Annotated in this window: 13 protein-coding genes; 8 read left to right on the forward strand and 5 right to left on the reverse strand. The window is 46.8% G+C overall.

Translation table 11 applies throughout. The features are described 5' to 3' along the window. Positions 1 to 7: 7 nt before the first annotated feature. Positions 8 to 1,573, forward strand: a complete 1,566-nt coding sequence (lnt, locus tag SDE_RS17295; RefSeq protein ID WP_011469775.1) for an apolipoprotein N-acyltransferase — start codon at positions 8 to 10, stop codon at positions 1,571 to 1,573. A gap of 7 nt (positions 1,574 to 1,580) precedes the next feature. Further along, positions 1,581 to 2,450 carry a DUF6279 family lipoprotein gene (locus SDE_RS17300; RefSeq protein WP_011469776.1) on the forward strand — a complete coding sequence of 290 codons (870 nt, stop codon included), beginning with the start codon at positions 1,581 to 1,583 and terminating at the stop codon, positions 2,448 to 2,450. A gap of 14 nt (positions 2,451 to 2,464) precedes the next feature. On the opposite strand, the gene SDE_RS17305 is transcribed toward SDE_RS17300, so the two are convergent. Then, the gene (locus SDE_RS17305; RefSeq protein ID WP_011469777.1) at positions 2,465 to 3,442 is read right to left on the reverse strand and encodes a hypothetical protein; all 978 of its coding nucleotides are present in this window, start codon (positions 3,440 to 3,442) and stop codon (positions 2,465 to 2,467) included. A gap of 264 nt (positions 3,443 to 3,706) precedes the next feature. On the opposite strand from SDE_RS17305, the gene SDE_RS17310 reads away from it, so the two are divergent. The 4 genes from SDE_RS17310 to holA all read left to right on the forward strand — a co-directional run bounded on the left by SDE_RS17310 (position 3,707) and on the right by holA (position 8,491). Then, on the forward strand, positions 3,707 to 4,174 hold the full coding sequence (locus SDE_RS17310) for a DUF4399 domain-containing protein (RefSeq protein ID WP_011469778.1): 468 nt from the start codon (positions 3,707 to 3,709) through the stop codon (positions 4,172 to 4,174). A gap of 188 nt (positions 4,175 to 4,362) precedes the next feature. Next, positions 4,363 to 6,822, forward strand: a complete 2,460-nt coding sequence (gene leuS, locus SDE_RS17315; RefSeq protein ID WP_011469779.1) for a leucine--tRNA ligase — start codon at positions 4,363 to 4,365, stop codon at positions 6,820 to 6,822. Between the two features lie 108 nt (positions 6,823 to 6,930). After that, positions 6,931 to 7,443, forward strand: a complete 513-nt coding sequence (gene lptE, locus SDE_RS17320) for an LPS assembly lipoprotein LptE (protein WP_011469780.1) — start codon at positions 6,931 to 6,933, stop codon at positions 7,441 to 7,443. 1 nt (position 7,444) lies between these two features. After that, on the forward strand, positions 7,445 to 8,491 hold the full coding sequence (holA, locus tag SDE_RS17325; protein ID WP_011469781.1) for a DNA polymerase III subunit delta: 1,047 nt from the start codon (positions 7,445 to 7,447) through the stop codon (positions 8,489 to 8,491). A 98-nt stretch (positions 8,492 to 8,589) separates the two neighbouring features. Here the strand turns inward: holA and SDE_RS17330 are convergent, their stop codons facing one another. Both SDE_RS17330 and SDE_RS17335 read right to left on the reverse strand, forming a co-directional pair. Next, positions 8,590 to 9,795, reverse strand: coding sequence for an EAL domain-containing response regulator (locus tag SDE_RS17330; protein ID WP_011469782.1), 1,206 nt, complete (start codon positions 9,793 to 9,795; stop codon positions 8,590 to 8,592). Positions 9,796 to 10,126: 331 nt separating this feature from the next. Further along, complete coding sequence (locus tag SDE_RS17335; protein WP_011469783.1) at positions 10,127 to 11,221, reverse strand: site-2 protease family protein; 1,095 nt, start codon at positions 11,219 to 11,221, stop codon at positions 10,127 to 10,129. Positions 11,222 to 11,429: 208 nt separating this feature from the next. Here SDE_RS17335 and SDE_RS17340 point away from each other — a divergent pair, with 208 nt between their 5' ends. Then, positions 11,430 to 13,334: an EAL domain-containing protein gene (locus SDE_RS17340; protein WP_011469784.1), complete on the forward strand. Its 1,905-nt coding sequence runs from the start codon at positions 11,430 to 11,432 to the stop codon at positions 13,332 to 13,334. Between the two features lie 257 nt (positions 13,335 to 13,591). After that, positions 13,592 to 14,452: a DM13 domain-containing protein gene (locus tag SDE_RS17345; protein WP_158303892.1), complete on the forward strand. Its 861-nt coding sequence runs from the start codon at positions 13,592 to 13,594 to the stop codon at positions 14,450 to 14,452. 76 nt (positions 14,453 to 14,528) lie between these two features. Here SDE_RS17345 and SDE_RS17350 read toward each other — a convergent pair whose 3' ends face one another. Then, complete coding sequence (locus tag SDE_RS17350; protein WP_011469786.1) at positions 14,529 to 15,272, reverse strand: hypothetical protein; 744 nt, start codon at positions 15,270 to 15,272, stop codon at positions 14,529 to 14,531. A 49-nt stretch (positions 15,273 to 15,321) separates the two neighbouring features. Beyond that, a complete protein-coding gene (locus SDE_RS17355; RefSeq protein ID WP_011469787.1) occupies positions 15,322 to 17,067 on the reverse strand; it encodes a putative bifunctional diguanylate cyclase/phosphodiesterase in 1,746 nt (581 codons plus the stop codon). Between the last annotated feature and the right edge of the window lie 167 nt (positions 17,068 to 17,234).

The following is a 17,234-nucleotide window of genomic DNA, read 5'->3' on the forward strand; positions in this document are numbered from 1 at the left end:
TCGCCGCATGAATCCGAAAATTTGGCATACCCCCGGCTGGCCGGGGGATCTCACTGCGCTTTTCGCCGGTGCACTGGTAACACTCTCCCTCGCCCCTTACAGTATGTGGGTGCTTGGTATGCTTGCCACCACCGTGTTGGCGAGCTTACTTACCGGCTTAAATGGCAAGCGCGGTTTTTTACGCAGCTTCTTTTTCGGCATTGGCCTCTACGGCTCTGGCGCCTCGTGGGTATACGTAAGCATTTACAATTTTGGCTTAAGCTCAGCGCCTTTAGCCTTCGCGCTTACCTCGGCTTTTGTTATCGCATTAGCGTTAGTATTTGCATTACCTTTTTATTTCTACAGCCGTTTTTTAGAGCGCAGCCGCTGGGGCTTTTTACTGGGCTTTCCAGCCATTTGGGTGCTAGGTGAATGGAGCCGCACCTGGTTTTTAACTGGTTTCCCTTGGTTGTTTTTAGGGTACAGCCAGCACTCTACTTGGATGTCTGGGTGGGCGCCTGTCATTGGCGTAAACGGCCTGAGTTTTATTCTAGTGCTGACCGGCGTAGTGCTTGCCAATACGTTCTACCAAGCAATTAATTGCCTAAGTAAGGACGAAGACAGCGCCCCGCACTGCCAACCGCGTACTACACTCGCCCTGCTGTTTATTACTTGCCTGTGTTGGGCAGGTGGCGCCACCCTGCGGGACGTAAACTGGACACAAGCCCGCGACGAACCCGTAAGCGTAGCCGTGGTACAACCCAATATTCCGCAAGAGATGAAATGGAACCCCATGTACCGGGGCTATATTAATCAAACCCTGCGCGACTTGGCTAAGCCTCACTGGGGCACACAATTAATGATATGGCCCGAAGCGGCTATTCCCGTTATGTATCAAGATGCAGATTTGATTTTCGAAGAAATTGAAATGCAATCGGCAATAAAACCCACCGCGGTACTAACCGGTATTTTGTATGAAGACGAAGCCAACCAGCAGTATTACAACAGCATAGTTGGCCTAGCCGAGGCAGAGGGCACTTACTTTAAGCAGCGCCTCGTGCCTTTTGGCGAGTACGTGCCGCTAGAGTCTACACTGCGGGGCATCATTAGCTTTTTTGATTTACCCACATCAATTATTAGCCCTGGCCCCAAAAACCAAGCGCTAATAAAAACTGATAGCTACGACATAGCCACATCTATTTGTTACGAAGTGGTATACCCCGATTTAGTCGCCGAATATGCCGCCAAATCGCAGGTTATTGTCACCATTAGCAACGATGCTTGGTTTGGTGATTCCATTGGCCCCCTGCAGCATTTTGAAATGGCCCGCATGCGCGCTCTAGAGAATGGGCGCTATTTAATTCGCGGCACCAATACGGGTATTAGCGGTATCATCACCCCCAAAGGGGAAGTGCAATCGGCCACCGCGCAATTTAAGCAAACAGTACTCACCGACAAGATTTACCTCTACGATGGCGTAACACCTTTTGGCGCAAGTGGCTCTTGGCCAATCGTTACACTTTGCATACTTCTTTGTGGCTTTATTGTGGTTATAATCCGCCGTAAATCTACCGTCGCCCCCACTGCTCAATAGGATAATTATGCGTTCGTCGCTAGCTCAATATGGATATCGTGTAGGCCGCGTTTTAGCTTTGGTTGGCTGCTGCCTATTTTTTACCGCCTGTTCCACTAAAATGGCTTATAACTTTTTAGATTGGGGCTTAATGTGGTACGTAGAACGCTACGTAGATTTAAACAAAGAGCAAAAAGACAAAGCCGAAGCAGCGATAGATAAATTCCACCATTGGCACAGAACCACACAACTGCCGCGCTACGCTAAATATATTACCGACTTAAAAGAGCGCATGGCACAACCTGTTACAGCCGACCAATTGCACGCCGAGACCGACGAAATTCAAATATTCTTAGACGATTGCGTTGCGTTTTTATTGCCCACTGCCGTCGATATTGTAAGCAGCTTTTCTGAAGAGCAAGTGCAACAGGTACTGGAAAAGTTCGCCAAAGACAGAAAAGACTACGACAAAAAATATATTTCCACATCCATGGAAAAGGTCGTTAAAGCGCGCCAAAACGAGCTAAAAGATCAAATTGGCCCGCTGTTCGGCCGCTTTACCGATCAGCAGCAAAAATGGGTCGACGAGTGGTCCACAGGCATGGAATATTACGAACCCCTGATGCTCGCGCAGCAGGAGGATTGGGCCAAAATGCTAGAAGAAGTACTGCAAAAAAGAGACGATAAAAAACTGTTAGACGCATCGTTGCGCAAACTTATGTTTTACCGCAGCGACGACTGGGACCCAGAGTTAGAAAAACAAATCGACATCAACCAAACCCTCACGCTAGAAATGATGGCCAAGTTTATGAACCACCTCACTCCCACTCAACGCGAGCGCTTTAACAAAAAGCTCGACAAGTACGTAGAAGTATTCACTGAGCTAAGCAGCGAGTAGTAAGCAACACAACCTTAATCGGCAAGTCGCAGCCACGCTTCTAAATCGTCTTCATGCCAGCGGCGCACCAGCGCTAAACCTTGGTTAACCACATTCCAATACACATCGATTAGATCGGTCGCCAGTTTAAATAACTGGTGACTGCTGGCAGTAATTGTGGTGCCAGACAATACATCTTTGTCGATTGTGTTTAACAAAAACATAAGTTTTAGCTCGAGGTTTTTAAGATCCCCCAAACCGGGTATTGAATCTCCTACAATACTTTCCAAGCGCTCAGCTTGATGGCGCAACTTTTCACTCTGCTGGCGAGAGCACTGCAATAAAAAACGCAGTTTTCTATCGTGCGGGTAATCCACAAGCCCTGTTGCCGCCGCATAGGTGCCCAAACCGCGCACCTTTGCAATCTGCTCGATCATATCCGGCAACTGCTTGGCCACAAAATTCAGCACCTCTATTTGTTTGAACATACGCGGGTACGATGCGCTTGAATCATCTTGATCGGCTTGCAAATCGTGCGCATCAACAAGCTCTGGCGTTAGCGGTTTTTCCAGCTGCTTGGCCAGCGAGTAAACCATACCCTGTAACTGCTCAATAAAATGCGAGTGCAGCTCAAAATTATCGCTAAGGTCGTCATCTTGCCAATTTTGGCGAATAGTCACCCACGCCAAGTGCAGGTTTTCCTTGTCTTTATCCGACAAAATACCACCCACAGACGAAGCAAATGTTTCTAAGGTGGCCAAACGCCGCTCTAACTGGTGCTGCAAAACGACAAAATCGCCCTCAAACACAGCATTGCCACCCAATAACCCCATGCTAATACCGCGGTGTTTTTGCACAGCCTTCACCATTTGGTTTAGCTGGTGAACCAATGTGAGGGTATCTTCACGACGACGGTAAGACTCACAAAAACGCGCATACTGCTCATCGCTGCTGTCTACTGGCTCGTGGGTGATAACAACACCATCGATTTGAATTGTTTGAACTTCGGTCATAGCTTTGGCTTATAAAAAATTCGGTTTATACCTTGGCGGCCCTAGACACTGCCCACAAAGGAATACTCAATTGCAATCCACCGGCAACACTGCCAACAAGATTCAATTGCAGAGAGTGCACAGCAACCTTCGTACCACCTATAAAAAGCGGCAAACTAATGCACACAAATTAAACCTAATGTACCAATAACACGCGCACAAGGCCCAATTTACAGTACACTGCGCATCTTCAAACCGCACAATCATGCAATAGGGAGTTTCACCATGCTATCCAATTTACGTAATACACTTCTAAAATGCACCGCCGCCGTGCTTTTGTGCACCACATATGGGCAAGCAATAGCCCTAGAGCCTAGTAAAGCCGCCACCAATGCTGAAGTATTTTTTATTGAGCCCAAGAACGGCGCAGAGATAACAGGCCCGGTCACCATTAAGTTCGGCATTAAAAACATGACGGTTATCCCAGCTGGCGTACAGCACCCTTACTCCGGCCACCACCATTTGCTTATCGACGTAGACAAGCTACCAGACCTTAAAAGCCCCATTCCCGCAGACGCTAATCACCGTCACTTTGGCAAAGGCCAAACCGAAGCAACACTCGAGCTTGAGCCAGGTGAGCACACGTTACAATTGCTGCTTGGCGATCATTTCCACATCCCGCACGACAAGCCCGTGCTATCGGAAAAAATCACCATTACAGTAAAAGCAAAGCCCGCCGCAGCGGCAAAATAAGCCTTCTTATACCCAGCGCACCTATTATTGTGTGCGCTGCGGTAAATTCCCCGCGCTTCCCCCTACGCTATACCTTACTTTCCCCGACTAAGCCGCCTATAATGTGCCCCTTTCTCAACGGCTAGCATTTAATTTTATGCCTGTTAGCCGACAAACTTACCTAACAATATCTAGGCCCCATACCCCCCATGAACGAGTATTACCAGCCGTCCGAGATCGAGGCACAAGCACAGAAATACTGGGAAGAGAACAAAAGCTTCAACGTTACTGAAGATCCCACCAAAGAAAAGTTTTACTGCTTGGCCATGTTCCCCTACCCCAGCGGTCGTTTGCATATGGGGCATGTACGCAACTACACCATCAGCGACGTAATATCTCGGTTCCACCGCATGCAAGGCAAAAACGTTTTGCACCCCATGGGTTGGGATGCCTTCGGTTTACCGGCGGAAAACGCAGCCATTAAAAACAACACTGCGCCGGCAAAATGGACCTACTCCAACACAGACTACATGCGCAAACAGCTAACCGAATTGGGTTTTGGTTTTGACTGGTCACGCGAAGTAACTACCTGTAAACCCGACTACTACAAATGGGAGCAGTGGTTCTTCACCCGCTTATATGAAAAAGGGTTGGCCTACAAAAAAGTTGCATCGGTTAACTGGTGCCCCAACGACCAAACCGTATTGGCCAACGAGCAAGTGGTAGACGGCCAATGCTGGCGCTGCGACACAGCCGTAGAACGCAAAGAGATTCCACAGTGGTTTATTCGCATCACCGACTACGCCGAAGAGCTATTAGCCGATTTAGATAAGCTGCCAAACTGGCCCGAGCAAGTAAAAACTATGCAACGCAATTGGATTGGTAAAAGCCAAGGCGTAGAAATGCGCTTTGATTTAGCCAACCCCATAGCAGGTACCACCGGCTTTGATGTGTATACCACCCGCCCCGACACCTTAATGGGCGTGACATACGTAAGCCTTGCCGCCGAGCACCCCATTGCCAAAGCACTGGCAGAAACAAACCCCGCGTTGGCTGCATTTATTCAAGAGTGCAAAGTGCAATCGGTGGCAGAGGCCGACATGGCCAACATGGAGAAAAAAGGCATAGACACGGGCATAAAAGCCAAGCACCCCATTACCGGCGACGAAGTGTCTGTGTGGGTGGCCAACTATGTGCTTATGGATTACGGCTCTGGTGCGGTAATGGCTGTGCCTGCACACGACCAGCGCGACTGGGAATTTGCCAAAAAATACGATCTAGAAATTAAACAAGTTATCGCCCCCGAAGACGGCAGCGACATAGACCTCACCAAAGAAGCCTTTGTCGACAAAGGCGTGCTAGTGAACAGCGGCGAATACGACGGCTTAAACTTTAACGCCGCGTTTGAAGCTATTTCGCAAACACTGCAAGCGGCCAACAAAGGCAAGGTAACCACCAACTTTCGTTTACGCGACTGGGGTGTTTCCCGCCAGCGTTACTGGGGTTCACCTATTCCTATTTTTAATTTGCCCGACGGTGGCGTTATTCCCGTGCCGGCAGATCGTCTGCCAGTGTTGCTACCAGAAGACGTGCAAATGGATGGCGTACAATCGCCAATCAAAGCAGACAAAGAATGGTGCAAAGCCGAGCTAAACGGCCAAGCGGTTGAACACGAAACCGATACCTTCGACACCTTTATGGAGTCGTCTTGGTATTACGCCCGCTACACCAGCCCCAACGCCGACAGCATGCTCGACCCAGACAAAGCCAACTACTGGCTGCCGGTGGACCAGTATGTGGGTGGTATTGAACACGCTATTTTGCACCTGTTGTACGCGCGCTTTTTCCACAAGCTTATGCGCGACGAAGGCTTGGTGGAATGCGACGAGCCGTTTGAGCGTTTGCTTTGTCAGGGCATGGTATTAAAAGACGGCACTAAAATGTCTAAGTCGAAGGGCAACACCGTCGACCCAGAAGACCTAATTAAAACCTACGGCGCCGATACCGTTCGCCTGTTTTCTATGTTCGCAGCGCCACCAGAGCAATCGCTAGAGTGGACTGACTCGGGTGTAGAGGGTGCATTCCGCTTTTTGAAAAAGCTATGGAAAGCCGTTGCCAGCCACCTAGAAGCAGGCAGCGCAGGCGAGATAGACGCAAACAGCTTAGACGAGCAACAAAAAGCGCTGCGCCGTAAAACCCACGAAACCATTAGCAAGGTAAGCGACGACTACGGCCGCCGCCAAACCTTTAACACCGCTATTGCCGCGGTAATGGAATTACTAAACGAAATTACCCGCAGTGCTGACCGCAGCACACCAAACGGGTTAGCGGTTGAGCGCGAAGCGCTAGAAGCAGCAACGTTATTGCTAGCGCCAATTGTGCCGCACGCCTGTCACGCACTGTGGCAAGCCTTTGGCAACGAAGTAGCGGTGCTAGATGCGCCTTGGCCAACCGTAGACGAAGCCGCACTAGTAAAAGACACCATTACCATTGTGGCCCAGGTAAACGGCAAAGTGCGCGCTAAACTCGATGCACCCGCCAACGCAGATAAAGACGCACTGGAAAAAATCGCCCTAGCCGATGAAAGTGTTTTAAAACACATAGACGGCAAGATGATTCGCAAAGTGATTGTTGTGCCCGGCAAGCTGGTTAACATTGTTGCCAACTAATGCTGCTTGCGGCGCGCTGTAACAAGCGCGCTGCTCTGTACTTTACATACAACTTAATTACTACATTACCTGATCTTAGCCCTCAGCTAACCATTAAGAGATAAGCCCATGAAACACTGCAAACTAATTCGTTACCGCTTGCTTTGCGTTGTAGCATTAGTGGGCTTAACCCTAAGCGCCTGCGGCTGGCAAATACGCGGCAGCGAAAATATTGCCAGCAACGCCAATTTTGAAGGCAATGCGCTAAGCGTTAAATTTATGCAGCGCAACCCAGCGCTAATGCAAGTGTTGCACAATACTGTGCGCAGCAACCAACTGGCAATAAATAGCGATGCCAGCACTAAACTGGTTATAGAGCGCGAGCGCCTAGAGAAACAATCCCTAGCGGTAACCGAAACTGGCGTTGCCGCCCAATACCAACTTATTCTTACTATTCACTACCACGTGAAAACGGCCGACAAAACGCTGGTACCCTCCAACCAAATATCTAGCTGGCGCAGCTACGACTTCGACGCCAAGCAAATTGCCGCCAAGTCGCAAGAAGAACAAGCCCTTTTACTAGAAATGCGTGAAGAGCTGGTAAACCGAATGTTGCTGGCCATAAGCGATAGCGAAAACTAATATGGCCCGCATCAACGCAGACCAACTCGCCAGCCATATCAAAAACGCCCTGCCACCCGTTATTTTAATTACCGGTGACGAAGCCCTAGTGGTACAAGAAAGCTGCGATGCAGTGCGCGCCGCCGCACGCAAACAAGGCTTTACCGAGCGCGAGTTACACCACACCGATGCAGGGTTTTCGTGGGATCAATTATTACAAAGCGCCAACAGCTTAAGCCTGTTTTCTGAAAAGAAAATAATTGAAATACGCGTTACCAACGGCAAGCCCGGCGATGCGGGCAGTAAAGCGTTGGTTGAGCTGTGCCAAAAACCAAGCGCAGACACTCTCATACTATTGGTATTCCCCAAAATAGATAAGCGCGCGCAAAACAGTAAATGGTTTAAGGCGTTAGAAGCTATTGGCTGTATTGTTACCGTATGGCCTGTTGGGATGCCGCAACTACCACGCTGGATAGATCAACGCTTAAAAGCTGCAGGGCTGCGCGCAGATTCCGCTGCCATAGATATTCTAGCCGCCAAAGTAGAAGGCAACCTACTTGCCGCCGCACAAGAAATTGAAAAACTTAAATTAGTTGCAACCAACGAGCTTATAGATAGCCAATTAATGACCTCCGCGGTAATGGAGTCGGCGCGCTACGACGTATTTGGTTTGTTAGATAAAGCCCTGCTGGGCGATGCGCAAGCGGCAAGCCGCACTCTACTTGGGCTAAAAGGTGAAGGCACCGAACCTACCGTTATTTTGTGGGCCCTTACTCGCGAAGCGCGCATTTTAGCCAGCATTAAAGAAGCCACCGACGCGGGTGAGCACTTCGGCCAAGCGGCAAAACGCAATGGAGTGTGGGACAAGCGCCAGCGTTTAGTACAACAAGCATTAAGCCAGCAATCGGCAAAAAAATTACATATGCTACTGCGTAAATGCGCCCTTGCTGATCGCACTATTAAAGGTATGTCGCGCGGCGATGCTTGGGCAATATTGCTAGATATTACCTTGAGTTTAGCGGGGGTAGATAGCTTTACTCCACGCACCCAACGGGCAATGATCCGCTAAAGCTAGCTCGACGTCATATCAAATAACCACCTGTAACTACTAGTAATTACAAGCAACTACAATTACCTACAAATAACCACAAGCAAGATAAATAACACCTAGCACCAAGGCCTAATGGTTTGCGATTCGTACCAGCTGGGCACCCACGCCTGCAACTCTTCTGCAGATTTACTAGGGCAAAATAAACGCCCTTGATACGCATCTACATTTATATCTGCTAATGCCAGTAAATCTTCTGGCTGCACTACACCCAGCGCCACCAATTCAATGCCCGCTATTTGAGTTTGCAGCCGAATAGATTCAACTATAAGGCGCATAATTTTATCGTTGTGAATACCCTCAGTCATTTGGGCATTCAACTTCACCGCGCTAAACGGCATGCGCGTAATTTGCCTGAGGTTAGCGTAGCCCTGCCCGTAATTATCAAGCGATAAATTAAAACCATTAATGCTTAAACGGTGAATATTTTTAAGCTGCTTATCTTCCATTATCGCCTGGTTTTCTGGCACTTCTAATCGTAGGCAATCGAGTGGAACAGCATAGTTTTCCGCCAAATCGGCTAAGTACTCTGGCAGCGTATCGTTGTATAGCTGTTGAGCAGACAAGTTAATAGAAAAGCGACAGTCATTGCCAACCAAGTCTTTGAGGTTTGCCAAATCTTGACCGAGATTCTCCATTTGGCAGTCGAGAATTAAATCCATTAACTGGAATCGTTCGGCCACCGCAATAAAACGGTTCGCACCGATTAAGCCCTCGCCATTTAAATTTAATCGCGCCAAGCACTCAAAGCCAACCACTCGGTTATCAATAGAGCTAACTTGCGGTTGATAATAATTAACCATTTGACGAGCGCGCAGCGCCTCAAGCACATCTTTTCTGCGCAACAAAGGAACCTGAGAAGACACATTGGGCATTGAATTTTTTATGCGTCGCACCATAAAGGCGACGAGCGATTCATCAAAAGGCTTTTCTAATGAACCGAGTAGACGTAGGTGATAATTAGAAACTGCTTCGAGAGTAAGATTGATAGCGCGCGCACCAAGGGCAGAAATAATAACAACGCCACCTGCGTACTGCATTTCACTCAGACGGTGCATCAACTCCAAACCGTCCATTCCTGGCATATGTAAGTCTATAAAGATTGCATCGTACTTTGCTGGTTGTTTCTCTATTAGCGCTAGCGCTTCCTCACCACTTAAGCACCAGCTTGCCTTGAACACACCGTAGTCCAACAACTGCATTTCGAGCGACTGACAAATATCAACCGCGTCATCTACGATTAATACGTGTAACCTTGCATCCATAACTTTCTCCTTGAGCTTAAGTTATAGCTGCTAGCGCATACATTGTCCACATAAAATAAGCACTTAGCTTCACTTTGCTTACCGCCGCACACACTTATGCCGCACTCGGGAATAAGAAAACTAACATGTCTCTTATTCGGGAATAAACTTAGAATTAAAAACTAAAACAAATGGGAAAAAGCAATAATTTTTATATTAGGTATTGGCTTCCGTGGGCAACTACAGCGCCACAGCCTTAGGCTGATTTTTATATGTATTGCATAGCGTTACAAAACAGCCGGCACCGAGCAATAAACTAATTACACTCTGGCGCCGACCACAATAAAAGCACTTACGATGACAACACTTTTGTAGCAATTTCGGCCCCGGGTAAACCATCTAGAGCAATTAAAACAATCATAGCCAAAAATAAACCCACCACTAAAAAGTACCACCCCAAACTAAACAAAATACCGTAAGGGGTAAGCGGGGTTACATCTTGCTCCAACCCGACTCGCCAACCGGACAAGGTATCTATAACGCCCAACACAATAAAAAACACCAAAAAATAAAACCCAAACATTGCACTTAATACTGCACAGCCGGCAGAAAGGGTAAGCAATATTAACAGTGCCCAATAATTTCTGTACGAGAAAACAAGCGCTTTAATTACTCGACCACCATCTAGCGGGTGCACCGGCAGCAAATTAAACAGGTTTAATAGCGCGCTAATAGAGGCGACTAAACCGGCGAAGTGGCTGCCTGTAAACGAGTAAATAAGGTAAAAGACCACTGTCATAATTAAACCATATACAGGGCCCATCATAGAGATATAAACATCTTGCCATTGAGACTTGTGCTTTTCGCCAATCGCCATACCACCAAAAAACGGAATTAAATAAATACCTTTGGTGGGTATGCCAAACTTTTTCATACCGCGAATATGGCCATATTCATGGAACATAAGAATGGCCACCAATGCCACAGCAAATTGAGGCGTGAAGATTACGCTGTACACCCCAACAGATGCAGCTAACAAAGCCACCTTTACAACCTTTACCGTTTTAAGCAGCTTAAAACCAATGCCGGCAATAGCTAACCACTTACCTTGTGATCGCGACGTAGCTACACCTGTTGATTGCGGCGCAGCTAATACCTGCGCTTGCAACATGGAAGCGTCAACGTCTTGCAAGCTGGCCGCCCCCTGACCCACAAACGCATCGCTCAAATAAGCACGATAGCCCACGGCAGTTTCATCACCTACAACAGCTTGCAGCACAAGCTTAATTACACCGTGCTCGTTAAGGTGCACACTTATTTCGCCGCTCGTCGCATCTTGAGATATTGCACAAGTAATGCCGTTTGCACGCACATCGCACAGTGCCATATCGTCATTAAAATACAGGATAAACTCTTGACCAGATACATCGATGACACAACACTTCATAAAGCAACTCTATTACCTATAATTAAGAGATGCGCATCTTACCACGCACGCACATTAAGTTGTGCTGCCCGTGTGTAACCTATAGAAGCCAATAAAAGCCCAGACTATTTGCATGTAATCGCCAGCTAAGGTTGAATGGCAGTAGTTAAAGCAAGTGAAATATAAGCAACGAGTTAGCCCAAGGCCCCCGACTAAGGAAGCAAAATACATGCAGATCCCGTCAAAACTGGCTCTTCCTATTGGATTTATTGCTTTTTATTGTATTGGTTTAACGCTGTTCGGTTGGGCCAACTACACAACTCATTTTCAAACTCTGCTAGATCATGCAGACCAAAAGCTCGCCCTAGCGGCAACGGCTAGCGACAGGCTATTACCCGCGAAGCTACACAGCGCTCCACTAGTGCAACATATGTCGCGTGCCGAAGAAGAAGCAATAGCCAAAACCCTCACAAGCTTTGCGCAAGAAATGCAGCTTGCCTACGTTTACACCCTAGTACAACACCAAGGCAAACTGCGATTCACAAGCTCGAGCGCAGCGCCAGGAGAGTTTGAAAGCAAACAGTACAAGCTTATATACTGGAGCGAATACGACGATGCCAGCCCTCAAATTAATAAGGCGATACAAACCTTAAAGCCAACCAGCGCAGAATATACCGACCAATGGGGGTCTTTCCGCTCGTATTTTTTACCGCGCATAGCCGAAGACGGTACGGTATACATAGTGGGCGCAGATTTAGATATTTCTGCAGTACATGCACTGGCAATGGAAAGCATGCAACGCGCTGTGGCGAATGGTGTATTGCTTACCATTTTATGCTTGCCCTTTATTTTAATTGCCCGACGTAATTTTTTAGCAAATATCGCCCTGCGCGAGCAGGCATACTTTAAAGATCCGCTCACACACTTACCAAACAAAAATCAATTAGAGAAAGACCTTGCCACCTGCTTTCACCCTCATTTAGTAATGCTAAATATCGATCGATTTTATTACGTTACTAGCTCTTATGGACAAGCCTTTGGCAATATGCTGCTGTGCGAGTTTGCCTACAACCTTGCCAATTACACCCACCCTTCACTTAAAAATATGCGCGTTTATCATATTCACAACGATGAGTTCGCGGTACTTGTTGATCAGCACTTTCATAACGAGCAAAACCTACACGTTTTTAACGACTTTTATAACTGTGTAAGCCAAACCCAATATCGCATGCCAGACGGCAACATGATTGCTTTGGATTTGCATATTGGTGTTACCGCAGAACTGGACGACCCTTTGGAGCTAGCTCAGCTCGCATTGCGCAAAGCCCAAGAAACCAACACCAGTATTATTTTTTACAATTCGACAGAATCTCTACCAGAAAGCTACCTGAGCAATATTAAAAAAATACAGCTAATAAAAGACAGTTTCGAAAACAACCGTGTAATAGCTTATTTTCACCCCATTGTGGATGCACGCACTGGCAATATAGAAAAATACGAAGTACTGAGCCGAATAGTCGATGACGCGGGGAAAGTAATAATGCTGCCCGATGAGTTTGTTCCACTTATGCAGCGCTCGCGCAACTACGGCCTACTTACCTTAAGCATGCTGCAGCAAGCTATAGACATATCCCGCGTAGAAAAAGTCGAGCTCTCTATTAATTTTTCTACCCACGACATTATCGACCCAGAGCTGGCAAATAAAATTGTCAAATTAGTATCTCAATCTGGTATTGCTAAACAACTGCATTTTGAACTTTTGGAAACCGACAGTTTGGTAGACGAGAAAAGCCTAAGCCAATTTATAATGCGTTTAAAAAGGCTAGGCTGCCGAGTAGGGCTTGATGACTTAGGCAAAGCTTACTCCAATTTCGACAGACTAATGTCTCTACCCATAGACTTTGTGAAAATTGACCGAGGGGTAATGGCACGCTTAGAGCAAGATACCGATGCACAGGAAATTACCCAAAAAATAGTGCAGTTTGCACGCACCAAAAAAATTACAACGGTTGCCGAATATTGCTACACCCCAGAAGTGTGCAGGCTTGCAGCAAATTTGGGCATAGACTACCTACAAGGCCACTGGCTGGCAGAGCCAGAAGCACACATTAACCGCAAGGTGAGAGCCTTTTAGCCCTAAAAAAGAAAATGTGATAATTCTGTGAGGTTTTACTATTAACAATCGCGTAGGCTAAAGCCCAAATAAGCACACTACCAAACCCTATACATGCAATTAATCACGTAAGAGATGGGCGACGCATGATCACTACGTTAATAAAACCTTATAAAATCATACGGCTAGCATCGTTACCACATCCCTTAAAAACCTTAACGCTCATTGTTTTAGTCAGCGCACTTTACGCCTGCGGCGGTGGGGCGGCAAACACCACAATGCCCCCTTCAAACGAAACGATAATCGAGACCGAGACCGAGACCGAGACCGAGACCGAGACCGAGACCGAATTATTAACTGGCACATTTAAATTAAATGCAACCACCCATGTAAGCGGGCTTTATTATATAAGCGGCGACAATACGGGTTACACCAGCGCCAACGGCAGGTTTAGCTACCAACAAAATGATGACATTCAATTTTTTATAGGCGATATAGCCCTGCCAAACACTCTTGCGCAAGCAACAATAGATACCGTTTTATTAGCAGGCAATAGCGACCCCGCTAACACGGTAACGGCAAATATTACGCGTTTATTAATTGCCTTAGATGCAGATCAAAACCCAAATAATGGCATTGAAATTACCACCGCCACCCACCAAGTAGCAGAGCAAATAACACTAAACTTTGCTAGCTCAACATTTACTAGCGATAGCGCCAGCCTAGTGGCCAGCGCGGGCGGTGTACTCCCCAGCAAAGTTGCAGCCTTAGAAAATATCGCCATTGCACTTGGCGCAGATACTAGCTGTGGCAGCAGCCACGAAAAAATTGGAACCAGCGCAGAATTTAACACTTTCGCCTATGGCGTGGCGGGTACCGTAACCGTAGTAAACGATTGCACATTATTATTCACCCGCTTTAGCTATACCGGCGGTGGCTTGCCAGACGTATACTTTTACACCGGCCCCAACGGCAACTTTAACCAAGGCAGCGGCTTCGGCCCCAACCTTTACGGCCAAACCTTCGAAACCACAACCCACATCCAAACCATCTCCTCCAGCGCACTTAACGAACTAGACGCAATAAGCGTATGGTGCGTACAAGCCGGCGTAGATTTCGGCTCAGGAGTTTTTAATTAATTATATATTTGCACGGCAGGCAGGCTACACCCGGCCCTCCCTGTAAGCTGTAAACTAATCGCTGTCAGCTATCCCTTCACCATTTCATCTTATATTCCACACCCACCGCATGATTCACTTCGCTATCTATGCGATATTGATTGATGCGGTATTCGTAGATAGCGTAGAAATTTTCTACTATGCGCCAGCCAACTTGGGTTTCGCTAACAATAGGGTTAGAAGGAAAGGTAGGAGGCAAATCTTCATTAAAAGTGTGGTCGATAAAACCCGCCACATACAAGCGCTTACTTATAGCCGGAAAAGAGAAGGAATAGGCATGCTCTAACTGCCACTCATTTGCGTCTGTATCGTCAAACTGCACGGCGTGTAAATTAATGGACCATTTTGCGTGGATACGCTGAAAGAATTGCTCAAGGTGGGAGGTATTATTTAAGCGCCAGCGCACCCCTAAACGTGTGCGATCATTATCTTCACTGCTGCGCATAACTTGCTGCAGGGTTAAATCGAGTGGCGATGTTTCTGCCACTTTCCAGCGTAAATTTAATTCGCTGTAAAAATTTACTGTATCCTGCAGTTCATTTTCATTTTGCTGGTTATAAAAATTAATAAACCCAAAATAACTAAATCTATTTGGCAACCCAGAAGCCATATTCAAACTGAATACGCTATCGTTCTCGGCCTTACTTAAGTAGGGGTAAAAATTAAAATCCAACATCCCCCCGCCACTATTTTTTACCTCACCAGCCGAAGCCAATACCGAAAGAAACGCCACACACCCCAAAACAAAATACCTTTTAAATATCATCCACTGCCTACCCATACACCACTCTCACCCTGCGTTCTGTACGCTGCAATCTGTAAACTAGCCCCTAAACAATAAAACAATCGCCATTACTATCTCTAAATACTTTTTCACTATAGAGCAGCTTTAACAGTTCATTTTCACTGAGGGGTTTGCAAAAATAATAGCCCTGCACTTGATCACAACCTTGATCGTACAACCAGCGAGATTGCCCTAAGCGCTCTACGCCCTCTGCTACTACAAGCATAGACATATTATGAGCAAGGTCGATAATCGATTTGGCGATAGCGCCATCGTCTAGCTCGGAACCCACGTCGTGAATAAATGTGCGGTCTATTTTCAATTTATTTACAGGGAATTTTTTAAGGTAGGATAAAGAAGAATAGCCAGTACCAAAATCATCAATAGCAATAGAAAGCCCTAACTTATTTAGATAGCCCAGCGTTTGCAACACCTCGTCGGTATCTTGCATAGTTAGGCTTTCGGTTATTTCCAGCTCTAAATATTGCGGAGGAAGTTTACTTTTATTTAACGCCTCTACTACCGTTTCGGCAAAGTGGGCTTGCCTAAATTGACGTGCCGATAAGTTCACTGCCACCTTACCTAAACTCAACCCCTGCTTTAACCAGTGATGAAAACGTTCACAAGCATGAGCAAGCACCCATGCACCCACCTCTTCGATTAAACCTGTTTCTTCTGCTAGTGGAATAAAATCTAACGGCGAAATAACGCCCTTAGTTTTATGCTGCCAGCGAATAAGTGCCTCTAGCCCAATAATTTTGCCAGTGCGCAAATGTACCTGCGGCTGATAAAACAAAATAAATTCATCTTGCTCTAGTGCGCGACGCAAATCGTTTTCCATTAGCAGGGCATCGACTGTGCGCTCGCTCATTTGTGCGGTATAAATTTTATAGCGATTTTTACCTTCGCTTTTTGCTCGCGCCATGGCTTCATCGGCGTGCTTAAGCAGCAAATCGATTGAGTCGCCATGAATAGGAAACTGACTTACCCCCAAGCTTGCGGTACAGGTAATTTCGTGACCGCAAATATTTAACGGCTGACCAATAGCGTTTAAAATTTTATCTGCAATTTTGGTTATGTGATGAGGGTTATCCACCTTATCTAACAGCAAAATAAATTCATCGCTACCCAAGCGGGCTACGGTGTCGTTATCACGCAATACATTGCGCAATATTTCAGATATTTGAATTAGCACATCGTCGCCGGCACCCACACCTAAGCTATCGTTTATATTTTTAAAACGATCAATATTCAGCATCATCACCGTTACGCACTCGCGATGCACACGGCCGTAATCTATGGCTCGGCGTAACTGTTCATACAACTGCGCGCGATTAGCCAAGCCGGTTAACGGGTCAAATTGCGGGGGTGAAGTATTGGTGGGGGAAGTTTGGCAAACCCCAAGCGTACAAATAAGCTCGGTGCGCCCCTCTTCTACTGCTGGCACTTTAAAGCGGTGTATTTCATAGATGTGCTCGCTGCCGTCTAAATAACGCAGCGCTTGCATAAAAACAGTATCGTGAGGGTTGGCTTGTTTAGTTAGCGAGAGACGTAAAGGCGCAGGGAACAAGCCGGCCTCAGTATCACTCTCAACCGTATCCCCAGCTCCATCTAGCAATTCAAAATGGCCATTGGAGAAGATTAGCGCCCCTTCTGTAGTAGCCAGTGCCATTAAAGCGGGCATTTTACCCGCAAGCACTTCTAACGAGGCACTGGGAAAGTCGAATTCAAACGCTAAACCACCGTGCAAGCTTGCGCGACTGGCTAGTGATGGAGGGTTAGTTTTTGGCATATTTTATTTATAATTCATAGCGTTACGTAGCACTCACTATGGCGGGGCAGGGGTAAACCTGTGCCAAAGCAACTTACTAAAGCATAGATCACAATACAGGGATGCACATTGAGAAAAGCCCAAAACCTCACACACCGCCACATCTATACTTTTATATTATAAGTATG

The sequence above is a fragment of the Saccharophagus degradans 2-40 genome (assembly GCF_000013665.1).
GTDB lineage: Bacteria > Pseudomonadota > Gammaproteobacteria > Pseudomonadales > Cellvibrionaceae > Saccharophagus > Saccharophagus degradans.